The organism is Streptomyces sp. LMG1-1-1.1, from assembly GCF_040815545.1.
Classification (GTDB): domain Bacteria; phylum Actinomycetota; class Actinomycetes; order Streptomycetales; family Streptomycetaceae; genus Streptomyces.
This window is the reverse complement of sequence record NZ_JBFPNH010000001.1, coordinates 395739-412259: the sequence shown is the minus strand read 5'-3', so window position 1 is coordinate 412259 and position 16521 is coordinate 395739. Positions and strand designations below refer to the sequence as shown.

Annotated in this window: 12 protein-coding genes; 9 read left to right on the top strand and 3 right to left on the bottom strand. The window is 74.3% G+C overall.

Features of this window, described 5'->3' with window-relative positions; translation table 11 throughout:
• Positions 1-110 precede the first annotated feature (110 nt).
• The 6 genes from MRBLMG1_RS01710 (at position 111) to MRBLMG1_RS01685 (ending at position 7948) form a co-directional block, all read left to right on the top strand.
• Positions 111-455 (top strand): SCO0607 family lipoprotein, encoded by a 345-nt coding sequence (locus MRBLMG1_RS01710; RefSeq protein ID WP_367819938.1) that lies wholly within the window; start codon positions 111-113, stop codon positions 453-455.
• A 159-nt stretch (positions 456-614) separates the two neighbouring features.
• Positions 615-1604: an alpha/beta hydrolase gene (locus tag MRBLMG1_RS01705; RefSeq protein ID WP_367819937.1), complete on the top strand. Its 990-nt coding sequence runs from the start codon at positions 615-617 to the stop codon at positions 1602-1604.
• Positions 1605-1705: 101 nt separating this feature from the next.
• Complete coding sequence (locus tag MRBLMG1_RS01700) at positions 1706-3217, top strand: peptidoglycan DD-metalloendopeptidase family protein (RefSeq protein WP_367819935.1); 1512 nt, start codon at positions 1706-1708, stop codon at positions 3215-3217.
• Between the two features lie 26 nt (positions 3218-3243).
• Positions 3244-5277, top strand: coding sequence for a family 43 glycosylhydrolase (locus tag MRBLMG1_RS01695; RefSeq protein WP_367819934.1), 2034 nt, complete (start codon positions 3244-3246; stop codon positions 5275-5277).
• 440 nt (positions 5278-5717) lie between these two features.
• A complete protein-coding gene (locus tag MRBLMG1_RS01690; protein WP_367819932.1) occupies positions 5718-6527 on the top strand; it encodes a serine/threonine protein kinase in 810 nt (269 codons plus the stop codon).
• Positions 6524-7948, top strand: a complete 1425-nt coding sequence (locus MRBLMG1_RS01685) for a serine/threonine-protein kinase (protein WP_367819930.1) — start codon at positions 6524-6526, stop codon at positions 7946-7948. Before MRBLMG1_RS01690 ends, MRBLMG1_RS01685 begins: the two co-directional genes overlap by 4 nt.
• 66 nt (positions 7949-8014) lie before the next feature.
• Here MRBLMG1_RS01685 and MRBLMG1_RS01680 read toward each other — a convergent pair whose 3' ends face one another.
• Positions 8015-9676, bottom strand: a complete 1662-nt coding sequence (locus MRBLMG1_RS01680; RefSeq protein ID WP_367819928.1) for a peptidase M23 — start codon at positions 9674-9676, stop codon at positions 8015-8017.
• 378 nt (positions 9677-10054) lie between these two features.
• Here MRBLMG1_RS01680 and MRBLMG1_RS01675 point away from each other — a divergent pair, with 378 nt between their 5' ends.
• Both MRBLMG1_RS01675 and MRBLMG1_RS01670 read left to right on the top strand, forming a co-directional pair.
• Positions 10055-10663, top strand: a complete 609-nt coding sequence (locus tag MRBLMG1_RS01675; RefSeq protein ID WP_367819926.1) for an RNA polymerase sigma factor — start codon at positions 10055-10057, stop codon at positions 10661-10663.
• On the top strand, positions 10651-10998 hold the full coding sequence (locus tag MRBLMG1_RS01670) for a hypothetical protein (protein ID WP_414721469.1): 348 nt from the start codon (positions 10651-10653) through the stop codon (positions 10996-10998). Before MRBLMG1_RS01675 ends, MRBLMG1_RS01670 begins: the two co-directional genes overlap by 13 nt.
• Before the next feature lie 7 nt (positions 10999-11005).
• On the opposite strand, the gene MRBLMG1_RS01665 is transcribed toward MRBLMG1_RS01670, so the two are convergent.
• Complete coding sequence (locus MRBLMG1_RS01665; RefSeq protein WP_367819924.1) at positions 11006-11575, bottom strand: HutD family protein; 570 nt, start codon at positions 11573-11575, stop codon at positions 11006-11008.
• Between the two features lie 456 nt (positions 11576-12031).
• Here MRBLMG1_RS01665 and MRBLMG1_RS01660 point away from each other — a divergent pair, with 456 nt between their 5' ends.
• Entirely contained in the window at positions 12032-15394 is a 3363-nt protein-coding gene (locus MRBLMG1_RS01660) for a S8 family peptidase (RefSeq protein WP_367819922.1), read from the top strand.
• Between the two features lie 67 nt (positions 15395-15461).
• On the opposite strand, the gene MRBLMG1_RS01655 is transcribed toward MRBLMG1_RS01660, so the two are convergent.
• Positions 15462-16490 (bottom strand): LacI family DNA-binding transcriptional regulator, encoded by a 1029-nt coding sequence (locus tag MRBLMG1_RS01655; protein WP_367819920.1) that lies wholly within the window; start codon positions 16488-16490, stop codon positions 15462-15464.
• Positions 16491-16521: the final 31 nt, after the last annotated feature.

Genomic DNA, 16521 nt, shown 5'->3' with positions numbered 1-16521 from the left:
ACCCGCGTACTCACCCCGGAACGACCACGACCGGGGTGGGTACGCGTACTCATCACGGGCCCCTCTCCCCCGGCAAGACTGTGCGGACCAGCGAGAGAGGCCACCGTTCCATGCAGCAGACCCGACGCCCCCGCCCGACCCGCCGCCCGGCCGGCGGGACGCCCGCCCGGCGCGCCCTCCCCGCCCTCGCCGCCGGGACCCTGGCGGCGGCCCTCCTCCTGACGGGCTGCGCGGGCCAGGAGCGCGTCTGCGGCTCCGGCCGCTACCCGGTCAAGGCCGTCGGCAACACCGACGGCCAGGACTGCGCGGCAGACGGCCAGGAACCCCCGGAGGGCTACGTCCGCTACCCGGCCGGCATGGTCCCCGAGCACGTCGGCGACACATGGGACCGCCACTGGAGCACCGTCGTCGTGGACGCGGACGGCCGCCCCGTGGACCCCGCGCACACCCCCTGACGCCCGCACTTCCGGATCAGGCGGGGTGCACCACGAATGGCCCTAGCCGACGCGCCCCCGCCTGTCAGTCCGCAATCTTCCGGGGTCTCCGGGGCCCACCGCGTTGCTACCGTCCAGGCCTGCCTGACATCTCGTCACGCACGCGACCTGGAGGCCACGTTGAGCGCGCAGCACCCCACTCGCAGGAACATCCTCAAGACCGCAGGGGGCCTCACGGCCGCGATGGCGGTGGGCGCCGGGGGCGTCCTAGGGGCGGCGGCCCCGGCCTCCGCCGCCGGCGACGGCTTCGGGCTGCGGATCGTGGACCGCAACGAGGCCGACGCGCGCATGTGGTACTACCGCTTCCAGACGGACGCGATCGGCTGGAACCCCGGCGTCAACGTGCTCCTCCCCGACGACTACCACTGGAGCGGACGCACGTACCCGGTGCTCTACCTGTTCCACGGCGGCGGCAACGACCAGGATTTCATCACGTTCGACCGCGAGGGCGTCCGCGACTGGACGGCGGGCAAGCCGCTCATCGTCGTGATGCCCGACGGCGGGCACGCGGGCTGGTACTCCAACCCCGTGAGCTCCAACGTCGGCCCCCGGAACTGGGAGCACTTCCACATCGCGCAGCTGCTCCCGTGGGTCGAGGCCAACTTCCGCACCTTCGCCGAGTACGACGGCCGCGCCGTGTCCGGCTTCTCGATGGGCGGCTTCGGCGCGCTGAAGTACGCCGCCAAGTACTACGGCCACTTCGCCTCGGTCAGCGCCCACTCCGGCCCGGCCAGCCTGCGCCGGGACAACGGCCTCGTCGGCCACTGGGCCAACGCCAGCTCGGCGGCGCTCGACCTGAACGGCGGCACGATCTACGGTGCGCCGTTCTGGGACGAGGCCCGGGTCAGCGCGGACAACCCGGTGCAGCGGATCGAGAGCTACCGCAACAAGCGCGTCTTCCTGGTGGCCGGCACCAGCCCGGACCCGATCAACTGGTTCGACACCGCCAACGAGACCCAGGTGCTCGCCGGTCAGCGGGAGTTCCGCTCCCTGCTCGGCAACGCGGGCATCCCGCACGAGTGGTACGAGCTGCCCGGCGGCCACTTCGTCCGCCACGACATGATGCGGCGCGACATCGACGGCATCATCGACCGGCTCCGCAAGGCGTGAACGGCCCCCGCCGCGCACCGCGTCCGTCCCGCCCGTCCTGGCCGTCCTGGCCGTCCTGTCCGTTCCATCCGCCCCGAGTCGACCAAGGGGAGGAGCGTCCCGTGCTTCCCGGACTTTCCCGCCGCGCGCTGACCCGAGTCCTGGCGGCGGCGACCGCCCTCCTGCCGGTGCTGGGTGCCGCGGCCCCGGCCACCGCCGGGGTCAGCGGCTCCGCAGCGGCCTGCCCGACCACCGGTTTCGTGAGCCAGCCCTTCCACCCCGGCCACAACGGCGTCGACATCGCCGCCGACGTCGGCACGCCGATCTACGCCGTGGGCGACGGCGAGGTGACCATCTCCGGTTACACCGGCGACTACGGGCAGTGGATCCGCGTCCAGCACCCGGACGGCAGGACGTCCGAGTACGGGCACATGTCCCGCCGGGACGTGTCGGTCGGCGACCACGTGACGGCCGGCCAGCAGATCGCCCTGGTGGGCGCCGAGGGCAACGCCGACGGCCCCCACCTCCACCTGCGGATCTGGGGGGACCTGTCGTTCTCGTACGGCATCGACCCCGAGGTGTACCTCGCGGAGGGCGGCGTGACGCTGCCCTGCGTCCCGGGCAGCGACCCGCGGCCCACGCCCCTGGTGTATCCGGCGGAGTCGGGCCGGGTGGTGTCGGCGCGTTCCGCGGACGGCCGCCTGGAGGTGTTCTCGGCCGGCGCGGACGGCGTCCACCACGCCTGGCAGCGGGAGGCGAACCGCGACTGGTCGGAGTGGGAGCCGCTCGGCGGGCCGCGGAACGCCCGACTCGCCGTCGCCCCCAATGCGGACGGCCGCCTGGAGATGTTCGCGATCGACGGGAACACCTTCCGGCACCGCTACCAGCTGTCCCCGTCGGGCGGCTGGTCCGGCTGGGAGGACTTCGGTGGCGGCGGACACGACATCGCGGCCGGGGTGAACGCCGACGGCCGCATCGAGGTCTTCGCCTCGGGGCCGGTCGGGGTGTTCCACCGCTACCAACTGGCCCCGAACGGCGGCTGGTCGGCCTGGGAGGCGACCGGCGGCGGTCCCGCCGACAGCCGTGTCGAGATGGAGAAGTCACCCGACGGCCGCCTTGAGGTGTTCGCCCTCGGCGACACCTCCTTCCGGCACCTGTACCAGACGGCCCCGAACGGCGGCTGGTCCGCGTGGGACGACTTCGGCGGCGGCGGTCACGACCTCACCGTCGACCACAACGCCGACGGCAGGATCGAGGTCTTCGCCTCGGGACCGGTCGGGGTCTTCCACAAGTACCAGACGAGCGCGACCGGTTGGTCGGGCTGGGAGTCCACCGGCGGCCCCGCGGACGCGCAGCTCAGCAGCGAGCGCACGGCCGACGGCCGCGTCGAGGTATTCGCCATGAACGGCGAGACGGCCGTGCACACCTGGCAGACCGGGGTCAACGCGCCCTACGGCCCGTGGGAGCCCTTCGGCGGCGGCGGCACCGAGGTCACCGCCACCTCCAACGCCGACGGCCGCATCGAGGTCTTCGGCACCAACCGCACCGGCACTTACCACATCTGGCAGACCGGCTTCGCCACCTGGTCCCCCTGGGGCTGGGTCAACGGCACCCCGGGACCCGCCCTCGACTGACGGCCGACAGGCCCCTGGAGAAGTCCATGCTTCCGCTCAGCAGAAGGAACCTGCTCCGGGGTGCCGCCGTCGGCGCGGGCGCGCTCTCGATTCCCGGAGCCGCCCGCGCCGCGGCCGCGGCCACCGGGTCCGTGCCGCCCGCCCGGTGGATCGGCGCCGGCCCCTTCACCCGCGTGTACGACCCGTCCACGCCCGCCGGACCGCGCTATCTCAACGACCACACGCTGATCCGGGCACAGGGCCGCTGGCATCTGTTCGGCATCGTCGGGGACGGCGCGCCGCGCGGCGAGGCGCCGGACAGCACGGCGGAGGTCTCCTTCGCCCACGCGTCGGCGCCGGACCCGCACGGCCCCTGGACCACCCACGCCGACGCGCTCACCGTCGATCCGTCCTACTTCGGCGAGGAGCACCTCTGGGCCCCGCACGTCGTCGAGGCGGGCGGCCGGTTCTGGATGTTCTACGCCGCCGGCGGACGCAACGGCGCCGCGATCAACCTCGCCACCTCGACCGACCTGTCCACCTGGACCCGCGAGCCGTCGGGCCCGCTGTTCCGGGGGCTCACGGCGCGCGACCCGATGGTCCTGCGGGTCGGCGGCGAGTGGGTCATGTACTACACCGAGCTCTCGGGCCCGGGCGGCCACCATGTCGTCGCCTGCCGCCGGTCCGCCGACCTGGTGCGCTGGAGCGAGCCGGTCGTGGTGTTCACCGACGCGAGCACGGACACGACGGTCTCGGTCACCGAGTCGCCGTACGTCGTCGAACGGGACGGCTGGTACTACCTGTTCATCGGGCCGCGCAACGGCTACGAGGGCACCGACGTGCTGGCGTCGCGCGACCCGTTCCGCTTCGACCTGACCGGCGCCGCGGGCCACGTGCCCGGTCACGCGGTGGAGGTCTTCGCCGACGGGGAGTGCTGGTACGCGAGCGCCGCGGGCTGGTTCGAGCAGGGCCTCCACCTCGCGCCCCTGCGGTGGCTGGACACCCCGCCGCCGTGGCAGAGCCCGGACAACCCGGTGGCGGCCCTGGACGTCGACGGCCGCCTCACCGTGTTCGCGCTCGACGCCGCCGACCGCTCGATGCTGCGGCGCGTACAGCTCGCGCCGGACACCGACACCTGGTCGGAGTGGGAGGCGTTCGGAGGGCCCGCCGGTGCCGTTCCCACCCTGGGGCGCGACACCGACGGCCGCCTTGAGGTGTTCTCGCTCGCCCCCGGCGGCGTGAACCTGCACCACCGCGTCCAGCGTCCGGACGGCGGCTGGAACGAGTGGGAGGAGTTCGGCGGCCCGGCCGGCGCGGCCCCCGCCGTCGCCCGCGACGCCGGCGGCCGGCTCGAGGTCTTCGCGTCGAGCCCCGGCGCCGCCTCCTTCGCACGGCGGCGCCAGTCGGCGCTCGGTTCGACGGCCTGGGAGCCGTGGGAGGCCGGCTTCGGCGGAGCCGCGGGCGCCCCGCCGGTCGTCGCGGCCAACGCGGACGGCCGCCTTGAGGTGTTCGTCCTCGCGGTCGGCGGCACCGGCGTCCGGCACCGCTGGCAGGAATCCCCCGGCGGCGCCTGGACCGGCGCGTGGCACCCGTTCGGCACCGCGGCCGGTGCCGCGCCGCGGGTGGCGCGGGACGGCAGCGGCCGACTGACCGTCGCCGCCATCGGACCGTCCGGCGTGGGGACGTTCTTCCGGCGGCAGACCGTGCCCAGCGGCGGCTGGGACGACTGGCAGCCGCTGTTCGAGTGGAGCGCCGCCGCCCCGGCGCTCGCCGCGAACGCCGACGGCCGCCTGGAGGCGTTCTCCCTGTCCCCCGGCGGCGCCCGGCTCTCGCACCGCTGGCAGCTCTCCCCCGGCGGGAGCTGGGCCGCGGGCGGCGAGTTCGGCGAGCCCGGCGTCCGGCTCGCGGCCACTCCGTCGGCCGCGCTCGACTCCACCGGACGGCTGCACGTCTTCGCCGTCACGGCCGAAGGCCTGGTACGGACCCGGGTCCAGGCCCTGCCGAGCGGCGGGTGGCGGCCGTGGACGGCCTTCGGCGACCGCCTGGTCGCCCCCGTCGTGTCGGGCGGCCCCGCACTCTGAGTACCGGAGGCGCGGCGCTGCGTACGGATCGCGCCACGTGAGGGCAGCGGGGCGGAGCCGGGCCACCCCCACGAACCTCCCGGATCGCCCCTTACCCCCCACCGGGCGCGGTGACCTTGCCCACCTTGCCCGCGGGGCGCGGTCCCGCACGCGCCGGGGACGCGAGGCGCGCGGCTCCGCGCGCCGGGTCGCCGGACGGCGTCGCAGACGGCCGGAATCGACATCAAATCGCCGCCGCGAAACGGCGGATGGGTGGCCTGGGTCACAACACCGCCCGACGGGGCGGGAGATGTCGCGGTGCGCGCCGCGAGGGCCGTACGGGGACTTCCGGCGCCCGTGACCGGCGCCGGCCGAAGTGGCCGAAGCACGCCGGTGAACTCACGTGACCGGTGAGTATCGTTCCTCGTCCGACAAGCGCGACGGGACGGGGAGGAGGAGCGGTGAGCGGCGTAGTCGTCCATCTGCCGCGGGGAAGCGGGGGCACCGACGACGGCGAGCACCGCGGTGACGCGGTGACGTTGCGGCTCGGGCCCGGCCAGGTCGCCCGCTTCGGGCGGGGCTCCGCGTCGGCCCCGGTCGAACTCCGGCTCGCCGACCCGGCGATCTCCCGGCTGGCCGGGGAGATCCGCGCCACCGACGACCACTGGCAGCTGACGAACCACAGCACCACGCACAGCTATCTGGTGGAGAACCCCGAGGGCGCGGGCGAGTACCTGAGGGTGTCGCCGCGCCGCGTCGGGGCGCCCGTGCCGTTCGAGTTCTCCCGCGTGGTGCTGCCCACCCGCGGCGACCTCACCGTCTCCTTCCAGGTGTTCGCGCCCGACCACGTCTATCTGGACCCGGACGCGACGGGCGGGCCCTGGGGCAGCCGTACGGTCACCGCGTACTCCCTGGACGAGTCGGCCACGTACTTCCTCGTCCTCGTCGCGCTCTGCGAGCCGCGGCTGCGGGACCAGTCCCGGGTGGCGGTCCCCACCACGCCGCAGATCGTCGAGCGGCTGCGGGGGCACGGCGCCGCGGGCGCGCCGACCGCGCGGGCGATCAGCTCGCACATCGACTACCTCGCCGAGGAGAAGTTGCGCATCGGCGTCGCCGGGGCCCACGAACCCGGAAAGGGCGACCGCCGCAACGGCAAGCGGGAGGAGATCGTCGGGCTCGCGCTGCGGTTCGGGCTCGTCCGGGAGGAGCACCTCGCGCTGCTGCCGTCCCTGAGCGGGGCCGGCGGGCGGGAGCGGCAGGGGCCGCGATGACACGGCCACGCGGCCCGGGCGACACCGCGGAACACGACCGTACGGAGCTGCTCCCGCCCGGCTACCGGGTGGGCGACTGGGTGGTCACCGGGCTGATCGGGGCCGGGGGCTGGTCCACGGTGTACGCGGCCCTGCCCGCCGAGGGGGACGGGGACGGCGCGGGCCGGCCGTCGGACGGCTCCGACGTGGCCCTCAAGGTCATGCCGACCGCGGGGCTCGCGCCCCGCCAGGCGCGCAGGATCGTGGAGTCCGCCCGCCGCGAGGTCGAGCTGGGGCGCAGGGCGGGGCATCCGCGGCTGATCGGCCTTCGGGAGTCGTTCGTCCTCGCCGCGCCGGACCTGCCCGCCGTGGACGGCGCGATCGTGCTGGTGATGGAGCGGGCCGCCGGGAGTCTGCGCGAACTCCTCGACGCGGGGGTGTCCGAGGCCGATCGCGGCCGGCTGGTGGCGGGGATCTGCGAGGGTCTCGCGCACCTCCACCGGTCGGGCTGGGTGCACGCGGACCTCAAGCCGGAGAACGTCCTGCTCGGCAGGGACGGTTCCGTGCGGCTCTCGGACTTCGGCCTCGCCACGGAGCTGACCGGGACGCACGGGTACGTGCCGCCCATGGGCACCCTCGACTACCTTCCGCCCGAGCGCTGGAGGGCGCCGCTCGGGGAGCTCGGCGTGCAGGTCAGGCCGAGCGCCGACATCTGGGCGCTGGGGGTCGTCATCCACGAGGTGTTCGCCTCCGGTGCCTCGCCGTTCCCCGGCGCCACGCCCCTGGCGCGGGGCGCCGCCGTACAGGAGTACGGCGAGGGGCGTGCGCCGCTGCGCATGGACCTCGCGGTGCCGCCCTTCTGGCGGGAGCTCGCCGCGGACTGTCTGGCCCCGACGCACGCGGCGCGCGCCCCGCACACGGCCGAGAGCCTGCTGGCCCGCATCGCCGCCCGGGAGGGGGCCCGCGCCACGGGGGCGCGGCGGGCGGGGGGCCGGGCCCGGGCCGCCGTCCTCGCCGCCCTGCTCTGCGGGACCGCCGGCGCGACCCTGTGGTCGGACGCCGTCCGGGGGGACGTGTCCGCGTCCCCGGGGCGTGCGGGTCCGGCGGCCGGCACGCTCCGGGTGTTCAACGCGGAGCGCGGCTGCCAGGACCGGGCCGACCGGGACCCGCAGTGCAGTCTGGGCCTGGCGATCGATCCGCGGCGGCCGTACGCCGCGGAGAACGTCGTCCCGACCCGGGTGTGGCACGGCGACCACCTGGTCGCCGAGTGCCGGCTGCCCGACGGACAGCCCGTCATCGACGAGGAGGACCTCCGGTCGACCCTGTGGTTCCGGGTCCGGCTCCCCCGCGGCTCGGACTACCCCGCGGCGTGGCTCCCCGCGGTACGGACGAAGGACCGGCCGCCGCTGCCGGGTTGCCCGCGCCCGACGGCCGCCCGCTGACCGTGCGGAGGGGCCCGCGGGCGCGTGGTGTTCCGCTCCCGCGGGCCCCTCGTCGGCGGGCGCGGCTCAGTCGATCGCGGGGCCCGCGTCGTTGAGCCAGCCCCAGTTCGCCCAGCTGGAGAAGCCGGTCTGCCAGCGGTGGTAGACGCCGGCGTGGCTGGTGCCGAAGACCTCGATGCGGCCGTCGGCGTTGTTGCCCGCGCCGATCTCGGTGCCGCCGCCGCCGAAGGTCTCCCATTCCGTGTACGAGGCGTTGGGCCCGGTCTGCCAGGCGTGGCTGGCGGTGGCGGCGTTGATGGCGAACACCTCGACCCGGCCGTCGACCGAGCGGGCGGTGGTCAGTTCGGCGTCGGGGATCCCGCCGGTGCCCGTCCAGGCCGACCACGAGGTCGGACTTGTCTGCCAGCGGTGGAAGACGCCCGTGGCGTTGGAGGCGAACACCTCGATGCGGCCGTCCTGGTTGTGGCTGACCGCGACGTCGTGTCCGCCGCCGCCGAAGTCCTCCCAGGCGCCCCAGCCGCCGTTGACCGCGGACTGGTAGAGGTGTCCGAAGGTCGTGTCGGAGAGCGCGAACACCTCGAGCCGGCCGTCGGGGGCGTTCTCCATCGCGAGCCGGGCGTTCGCCGGCCCGCCGCCGGTGCCCTCCCAGGCGGCCCAGCCGCCGCTGGGCGCCGTCTGCCAGCGGTGGTACACGCCGGTGGCGTTGGAGGCGAAGACCTCGATGCGGCCGTCGGCGTTGGTGCCCGCGGCGAGCCGGTATCCGCCGCCGCCGAAGTTCGCCCAGCCGGACCAGCCCGCGCTGGGCCCGGTCTGCCACATGTGGTCGAACGTGCTGCCCGAGAGGGCGAACAGTTCGAGCCGGCCGTCCGCGTTGGCCGCCACCGCCAGCTGCGCGCCGCGCGGCCCGCCCTCGAACCGCCACGTCGACCAGGGGCCGTTCACCTCGGTCTGCCACGCGTGGTACACGCCGTCGGCGCCCGCGGCGAACGCTTCGAGGCGTCCGTCCGCCGACCGCCCGGACACCACGCGCCCCGAGGCGTACGGGTGCTTCGGGCCGCCGCTCGTACCGGCCCACAGCGCGTTGGCGATGACGGTCGCGTCGCCGGCCTCGACGCCGTACAGATAGCGGAGGTCCTCCCGGGGCCGCTGGACGTTCCAGCACACGTCGCCGATGGCCTCGTCGTTCCACGAGCCTCCGGGGTACTGCCGTTCCACCTCGTCGAAGAAGGTGTTGGTGGCGTGGACCGGGTCGAGGCGCTCCTCCCGGGTGCCCCACCAGTCCTGCTGCTGGAACAGCCCGAGGCTCGTGTAGTCGACGGCCTGCGCGTAGTTGTTCATGCTGCTCTCCACGATGATCGTGGCGAGGGCGATCGCGGCGGCCCGCGGGTTCAGCCCCCGGTCCTTCACGGCCTGCGTGACCATCCGGGCGCACGAGATCTTGTACGCGTCCAGATAGCCGGCCATCTTCGCGTGCAGCTGCGGGTTGAGCTGGTCGGCCATGATGCCGTCGGTCGCCGAGGGTCCGGCCGGATCGCAGGGCACGGTCGGAATGGCGAACCCCTGCGGGCCGGCGAAGTATCGGGAGACCCCGGGCCGGTCCTTGCCCGGTCCCGGGACCGGCGCGCGCTGGGCCATGGCGGCCGGGGCGGTCATCCCGATGACCACCGCCCAGACACCGGCCGCGACGGCCAGTCTGGTGAGCGCGCGGCGTAAGACATCTCCAGCCATGGCGGGCCTTTCTTTCGCGGATACGGAGGGGCCCCGGGGGGGCGGTCCGGCGGAAGCCGTCGACACGGTAGGGGCGGGCGTGCCGGTCGGGGCATCCGGAACGATCCGGAGTGACACGCGGGACGGTCCCCGGCGGGCCGCCGGACCTCCGCCGAAAAAGATTCCGGGGCCGGGGCGAATCCTCCGCGGGCCTGGCCGTCTCTTATCCGTGTACCGGCCGAGAGGGCCGGCGGAAACGGAAGGACACACCATGATGATCACCGGCATCGTAGTGATCGGAGCCCTGCTCGTGGGTGCGTGCAGCTGGCACCTGATGCGGCGCTACCGGAGTCGGAGCTGACGCACACCCGCACGGGGCCTTCCGGATACGAGGAACAGATGAACCCACGCTTTCGCTGGCCGGACGAGCAGCTGATCAGGGCCGCCCAGGACGGCGACGTCACCTCGCTCGCCACCGTCGTCATGGAGTCGCAGCCCCATGTGCGCAAGTTCGCCCTGTCGTTGTGCGCCTCGCCGCAGGACGCGGAGGACGCGGCGCAGGAGGCGCTGATCATCCTCTACCGGAAGATCGGCAGCCTGCGGGCGACGGGCGCGCTCGCCTCGTGGATGTTCCGGATCGTGCGCAACGAATGCCTCCGGCAGGTGCGGTTGCTCGTCGCGCGGAGCGACGGGCCGCCGGCCGAGCCGGAGGCGCCCGCCGAGCCGTCCGCCGAGGAGGCCGTGCTGCACCGGCTCGAGGTGGCGCGGATCGCCGCTGCCGTGAGCGCGCTCCCCCTCGAGCAGCGGCAGGTCCTGGTCATGCGGGACATCCAGGGGCTGCCCGGCAGGACCGTCGCCCACACCCTCGGTCTGAGCAACACAGCGATGAAGTCCCGCCTGCACAGGGCGCGCAACGCGCTGCGCCGCTCGCTGGCGGCGACCGAGCCGCCACCCGCCACCACCATCGACCGAACAGTCGAAGGAGACCCGTCATCGTGGACACTCTGAACACCGTGAAGCCCGTGAAGCCCGTGGCACCCGGGCAGGACGGGAAGGACCTGATCACCGTGCGGTCCGCGGTGCCCGCCACGAACTTCGCCAGCAAGTCCGTGGCCCGTCATCTGGCGCGCGGCGCCCTCGGTTTCGGGCTGATCATCGGCTCGATCGCGCTGGTGCCCGTCGCCGGCCCGGTCACCCTCCTCGCGGCCCCGCTGGCGCTGATCGCCTTCCGCGGCTGCCCCACCTGCTGGATGGTCGGCCTGGCGCAGACCGTCTCGCGCGGCCGGCTGGAGCGCCAGTGCGTGGACGGCGTCTGCACGCTCACCAAGGCGCCGGTCGACTGACCCCGCGTCACCTCACGGGTGCGACATCCGCCCACAGGGCGGCGGCGTCGGGCGAGAGCGGTGCGACCGCTCGGCCCGGCGCCTCGTCGTCCCCGTCCCACCACACGCCCTGGCCGGCGGCCATGACGGGCCCGTCGGCCCCCGCCTGCCAGTGACCGCCCAGGACGTACAGCACCCCGGCGTGCCCGGCGGCCGGCACCACCGGAGCGGTGACCCGGTCCACCCGGGCCGTACGGCTGCCCCGCCGCACCATGATGTTGAGCACCCGGCAGGCGCCGCCCGGCAGTTCGGCGCTCAGCGCGAGGTCGCCGGAGAAGGCGAAGGGCTCGCCCGCCCGGTCCAGGAGCCGGTCGAACGCTCCGGGGGAGGTGAGCCGCACGGCGTCGCCCGCCAGCAGGGTGAGCGTCCGGTCGACCCCGGGGAACGCCGAGAACGGCCCGTCCCGGTCGATGTCGGCGACGCTCGCACGCCACGCGAACCCCTCGGTCCCCGTCGGCCGTGACGCGATCTCCCGGGTGGCTCCCCCGCCGTTGCGCCAGCGGCCGGCCGTCAGGGTCTCGACGTCGAAGGGGTGCATGCACGGGCTCCTGAACTGGGGAGGGCGGTCCGGGTGCGGAGTCTATGCGGCCCTCCCGTCCGGCCCCGTGACCGCACCCGTACGCGGAGGCGTTCCCTTCGCGTCGGGATACGGCCAACAGGAGGGGGCCGCTCCGGCCGAAGGACCCCCGGACCCCGGAATCCGTGCGGGGCCTGCCCCGGAGCGCGATCCGGCCGGCCCCCTGAGCGGCGCCGTCGCGGAAGGATCGCCTCGGCATCGCGGTGCCGTCACGCCGCTGTCGTCGTCCCATCACATTCCGGGGCGCCAGGATGGCCGGAACCCGCACGCCGCGGCCCCTCCGGTCCGGACCTGCGTTGATCACGTCATTCCCGCCTCACATACTGCGCTGACCGACGGCGGGCGCCCCCGCGCCACCGCCCCGGAATCGACCACTCGACCTCATCCCAAGCTCCTGGGGGAGACTTGCGCGCACATGTGAAGCGAACACGCGCCTTCACCATCACAGCGGCCATCTCGGTGGCCCTCGTCGCAGGCATGACCGGCCCCGCGACGGCCGTCCTCGCGAACGCGGCGACGGCACCGGACACCGCGCGCCTCGACGGCGACCGCAGGATCCAGCTCGTCACCGGCGACCACGTGACCGTGAACGCCGAAGGCCGCATGGTGGGTTTCGAGCCCGCCGAGGGCCGTGAGCGGATACCCGTACAGGTGCGGCGCACCGGCGACAGGACCCTCGTGGTCCCCGCCGACGCGCGGAACCTGATCGCGACCGGCCGCCTCGACGAGCGGCTCTTCGACCTCGACGTGCTCACCGACCCGCGGCTGCGCGAGAGCCACCGCGCCGGGCTCAAGCTGATCGTGCAGTACGAAGGGGGCGCCGCCGGTGCCGCACGCGCCGAGGTGCGGGCGGCCGGCGACACGCAGGTGCGGCGCACGTTCCCGACGCTCCACGCCGATGCCGTCCGTACGTCCCCGGACGACGTGGCCCGCGTGTGGGAGGCGCTCACCAACCGGCAGAACACCGGCGCGCGCGTCGCCGCCACCGGCATCGCCACGGTCTGGCTGGACGGCGTGCGCGGCGCGCGCCTCGACCGCAGCGTCCGGCAGATCGGCGCCGACAAGGCGTGGGAGTCCGGCTTCGACGGTACGGGCGTGAAGATCGCCGTCCTCGACACCGGCGTCGACAAGACCCACGAGGACCTCAGGACGCAGGTCGTCGGCGAGAAGAACTTCTCCGCCTCCGCCGACGCCGTCGACCGCGTCGGGCACGGCACGCACGTCGCGTCGATCGCCGCCGGCACCGGCGCCAAGTCCGGCGGCATGTACAAGGGTGTCGCTCCGGGCGCCAAGGTGATCAGCGGAAAGGTCCTCGACGACGAGGGCTACGGGGACGACTCCGCCGTCATCGCGGGCATGGAGTGGGCCGCCGCCGAAGGCGCGGACGTGGTCAACCTCAGCCTCGGCGGCCCCGACAGCCCCGGCGTCGACCCGCTGGAGGAGACGGTCGACCGGCTCTCCGCCGAGAAGGGCATCCTGTTCGCCATCGCGGCGGGCAACGAGGGGGAGTCCGGCGCCTCTTCGGTGGGTTCGCCGGGCAGCGCGGACGCCGCGCTGACCGTCGGCGCCGTCGACGGGGACGACAAGCTGGCGCCTTTCTCCAGCACCGGCCCGCGCGTCGGTGACGGTGCCGTCAAGCCGGACGTGACCGCTCCCGGCGTCGCCATCACGGCGGCCGCCGCTCCCGGCAGCGCCATCGACACGCGCCCCGGGACTCCGCACCCCGCGCCGGGCTACCTCCAGATCGACGGCACCTCGATGGCGACCCCGCACGTCGCGGGCGCCGCCGCGATCCTGAAGCAGCGGCACCCCGACTGGAAGTCCGCCGAACTCAAGGGCGCGCTGACCGGCTCCGCCAAGGGCGGCGACTACACCGCCTTCCAGCAGGGCACCGGCCGGATCCAGGTCAACAAGGCGCTCGCCCAGAGCGTCGTCGCCGAGCCGGGGTCGCTGACCTTCGGCACCGCGCTCTGGCCGCACGCCGACGACGAGACCGTCACCCGGAAGGTCACGTACCGCAACCTCGGGACGACCGACGTCACCCTCGACCTGTCGGTGACCACGCTCGACCCGTCGGGGAAGCCGGCCCCGGCCGGGTTCTTCTCGCTCGGCGCCCCGAAGGTGACCGTGCCCGCGGGCGGCACGGCCCAGGTCGACCTCGTCGCCGACACCAGGATCGGCGACGCCGACGGCACCTACTCGGGCTACGTCACCGCCACCGGCGCGGGCCAGTCCGTCCGGTCGTCCGCGGTGGCCGTGCGGGAGGCGGAGTCGTACGACCTCACCATCCGGGCGCTCGGTCGCGACGGCGCCGACGCCCGGAACTTCGCCAGTACCCTGACCGGCGTCGGCGGGGGCGCCGCGGGCTTCGACGCCCGCGTCGACAACGAGCCGGGCGCCCACACGATCCGGGTGCCGAAGGGCACGTACACCTTCAACACGGCCGTCTACGAGGACCCGGCGGACTACGCCGCCGGCACCGACTGGATCGCCCAGCCGAAGCTGGAGGTCTCCGGCGACACCACCGTCGTCGCCGACGCGCGCACCACCAAGCCGGTGGACCTCACCGTGCCCGGCATCGACAAGGCCGACTACGCGGGGACGTACTACGAGGTCGACACCGAGACCGGGCGCGTCGGCAACGGCTGGGTCCTGCGGGGCTTCACCGGCTTCCGCACCGCCCACATGGGCCCGGCGATCACCGACGGCTCCCTCCTGCAGACCTGGGACGCGCACTTCGTGAAGGACGCCACCAGCCAGTACTCGGTGGCCTTCGGCGGCAAGACCTCCACGGTCGCGACCGGCTACACCAGGCACGTGAGGGCGAACGAGCTGGCCACCCTCAAGGTCCGCCTCGGCTCCCCCGCCCCCGGCAAGACCGTGCTCTCCTCCCCGTACGCCCACCTGCCGGGAGCCCCGGAGGGCAACGGGTTCTCCGGGTCGCAGCCCGCGCCGGGCACGCGCACCTTCTACGTCTCCACCGCCGACGGCGCCACCTGGCTCACCCGTTTCAACCAGCTGGGCGAGCGCGACCAGTGGGGCTACCCGTCCTTCGAGGGCGCCTACGAGATGGTCGCGCCGAAGCGCTACGAGGCCGGCCGGACGTACGGCGAGACCTTCGACACCGGTGTCTTCGGCCCGCGTCTGGGCAAGGGCATGGGCGTGTTCCGCACCGCTCCCGACCCGGCCACGGGCGAGCAGCAGCTCGTCGGCGCCGTGCCGCTGGTCGCCGACGGGAAGGGTCACGTCGGGACCGTTCCGTACACCTCGGTCACGTCGACGCTGTACCGCGACGGCGTCAAGGTCGCCGAGAACGACGACCCGCTGAGCGGCACGCGGCCGTTCACGGTCGACGCCGCCGACGCCGAGTACCGGCTGACGACCTCGGTGGAGCGCCCGGTGAAGGTCTCCCCGGTCTCGACCCGGATCGAGACCGGTTTCACGTTCCGTTCGCGCCAGGTCTCGGCCACCACGGCCCTGCCGGTCTCCACCGTCCGCTTCGCGGCCCCCGTCGACCTCTCCACCCGCGCCCCGGCGGGCCGGACGGTCCTCGTCCCGGTGACCGTGCAGGGCTCGGCGGCCGGTCGCAACCTCAAGTCGCTCACCGTGTCCGTGAGTTACGACGACGGGAAGACCTGGCAGCCGGTTCAGGTCACGAACGGCGCCGTCTCCGTCCGGAACCCGGCGAAGGACAGCGCCGTCTCGCTCTCCGCCGTGGTCACCGACAAGCAGGGCAACACGTCCACGCTGAAGATCCACAACGCGTGGTTCGGCAAGTGACGCAGCCCGTGTGAGGACGACGTGCCGGAAGGTGTCCGAGGACGCCTTCCGGCACGTTCCGTTTTCCCTACCGGTCCGGCGTGCTGGCCCGTACGACCGGCTCGGCCGGGAGCAGGAGCCCCGCCGTCGGGGCGGTGGCCGATCCCTCGACCGCGCCGATCAGCCGGTCGACGAGTGCGTGGGCGATGCCGGCCAGGGGCAGGCGCACGCTGGTGAGGGCGGGTTGGAGCAGCGTGCAGAGCGGCAGGTCGTTGAAGCCGGTGACGGCGACGTCGGTACCGACGGCGAGACCGGCCGCGCGCACCGCCTGGTAGGCGGAGAGGGCGAGCCAGTCGCTCGCGCAGACCAGCGCGGTCGGCCGGTCGGGTCCCGTGAGGAGGCGCTGGACGGCGTGGGAGAGCGCGGCCGGGTCGTCGTCGGGGACGCCGACCTCGAAGGCGCCGTCGGGGGCGGCCGCCCCGGCCTGGAGCAGGCCGGCCCTGCGGTCGGCGAGCCAGGGCAGGGACGCGGCGGAGTTGACGTAGCAGATCCGGCGGTGCCCCTGGTCGAGCAGGCGGCGGACGAGTTCGGCGGTGGCCGCGGCGGAGTCGATGTCCACCCAGTTCTGCGGGCGGCCGGGGGCCGTGCGGCCGAAGGCGGCGAACGGGAACCCGGCCTCGGCGAGCACGTCGACGCGGGGGTCGTCGTGGACGACGTCGGAGAGGACGAACCCGTCGACCTGGCGGGCGGCGATCAGCCCGTGGAAGGACTTGGCGACCGCTCCGGCGCCCTGCTGGGGGTCGCAGCGGAACAGCAGCACACGATGGCCGACGGCGTCGGCGGCGCTGACCAGGGCCTGGAGGAAGCCGCCCATCAGCGGGTTGGGGTCGGCGGGATTGTCGGCCGGGGCGGGATAGCCGATGACCCTGCGGGTGCCGGTGCGCAGGCTGCGGGCGGACTGGTCGGGCTGGTAGCCGAGCTCCTCGACGGCGGCGGTGACCCGGGCGAGGGTGGTCGCGCGCAGCCGATGGGGTGCGTTGAGGGCGTTCGAGACGGTCTGGCGGGACACTCCCGCCGTCCGTGCGACGTCCTCGATGGTCACCTGTCGAGCGGTCATCGTTCCTCTGTGGGCGCTGGTCGGCGGGCGG

Bases quoted from the DNA above. Each gene is read 5' to 3' on its own strand.
- MRBLMG1_RS01710 (WP_367819938.1), top strand. From the start codon at position 111: ATGCAGCAGACCCGACGCCCCCGCCCGACCCGCCGCCCGGCCGGCGGG.
- MRBLMG1_RS01695 (WP_367819934.1), top strand. From the start codon at position 3,244: ATGCTTCCGCTCAGCAGAAGGAACCTGCTCCGGGGTGCCGCCGTCGGC.
- MRBLMG1_RS01685 (WP_367819930.1), top strand. From the start codon at position 6,524: ATGACACGGCCACGCGGCCCGGGCGACACCGCGGAACACGACCGTACG.
- MRBLMG1_RS01680 (WP_367819928.1), bottom strand. From the start codon at position 9,676: ATGGCTGGAGATGTCTTACGCCGCGCGCTCACCAGACTGGCCGTCGCG.
- MRBLMG1_RS01675 (WP_367819926.1), top strand. From the start codon at position 10,055: ATGAACCCACGCTTTCGCTGGCCGGACGAGCAGCTGATCAGGGCCGCC.
- MRBLMG1_RS01665 (WP_367819924.1), bottom strand. From the start codon at position 11,575: ATGCACCCCTTCGACGTCGAGACCCTGACGGCCGGCCGCTGGCGCAAC.
- MRBLMG1_RS01655 (WP_367819920.1), bottom strand. From the start codon at position 16,490: ATGACCGCTCGACAGGTGACCATCGAGGACGTCGCACGGACGGCGGGA.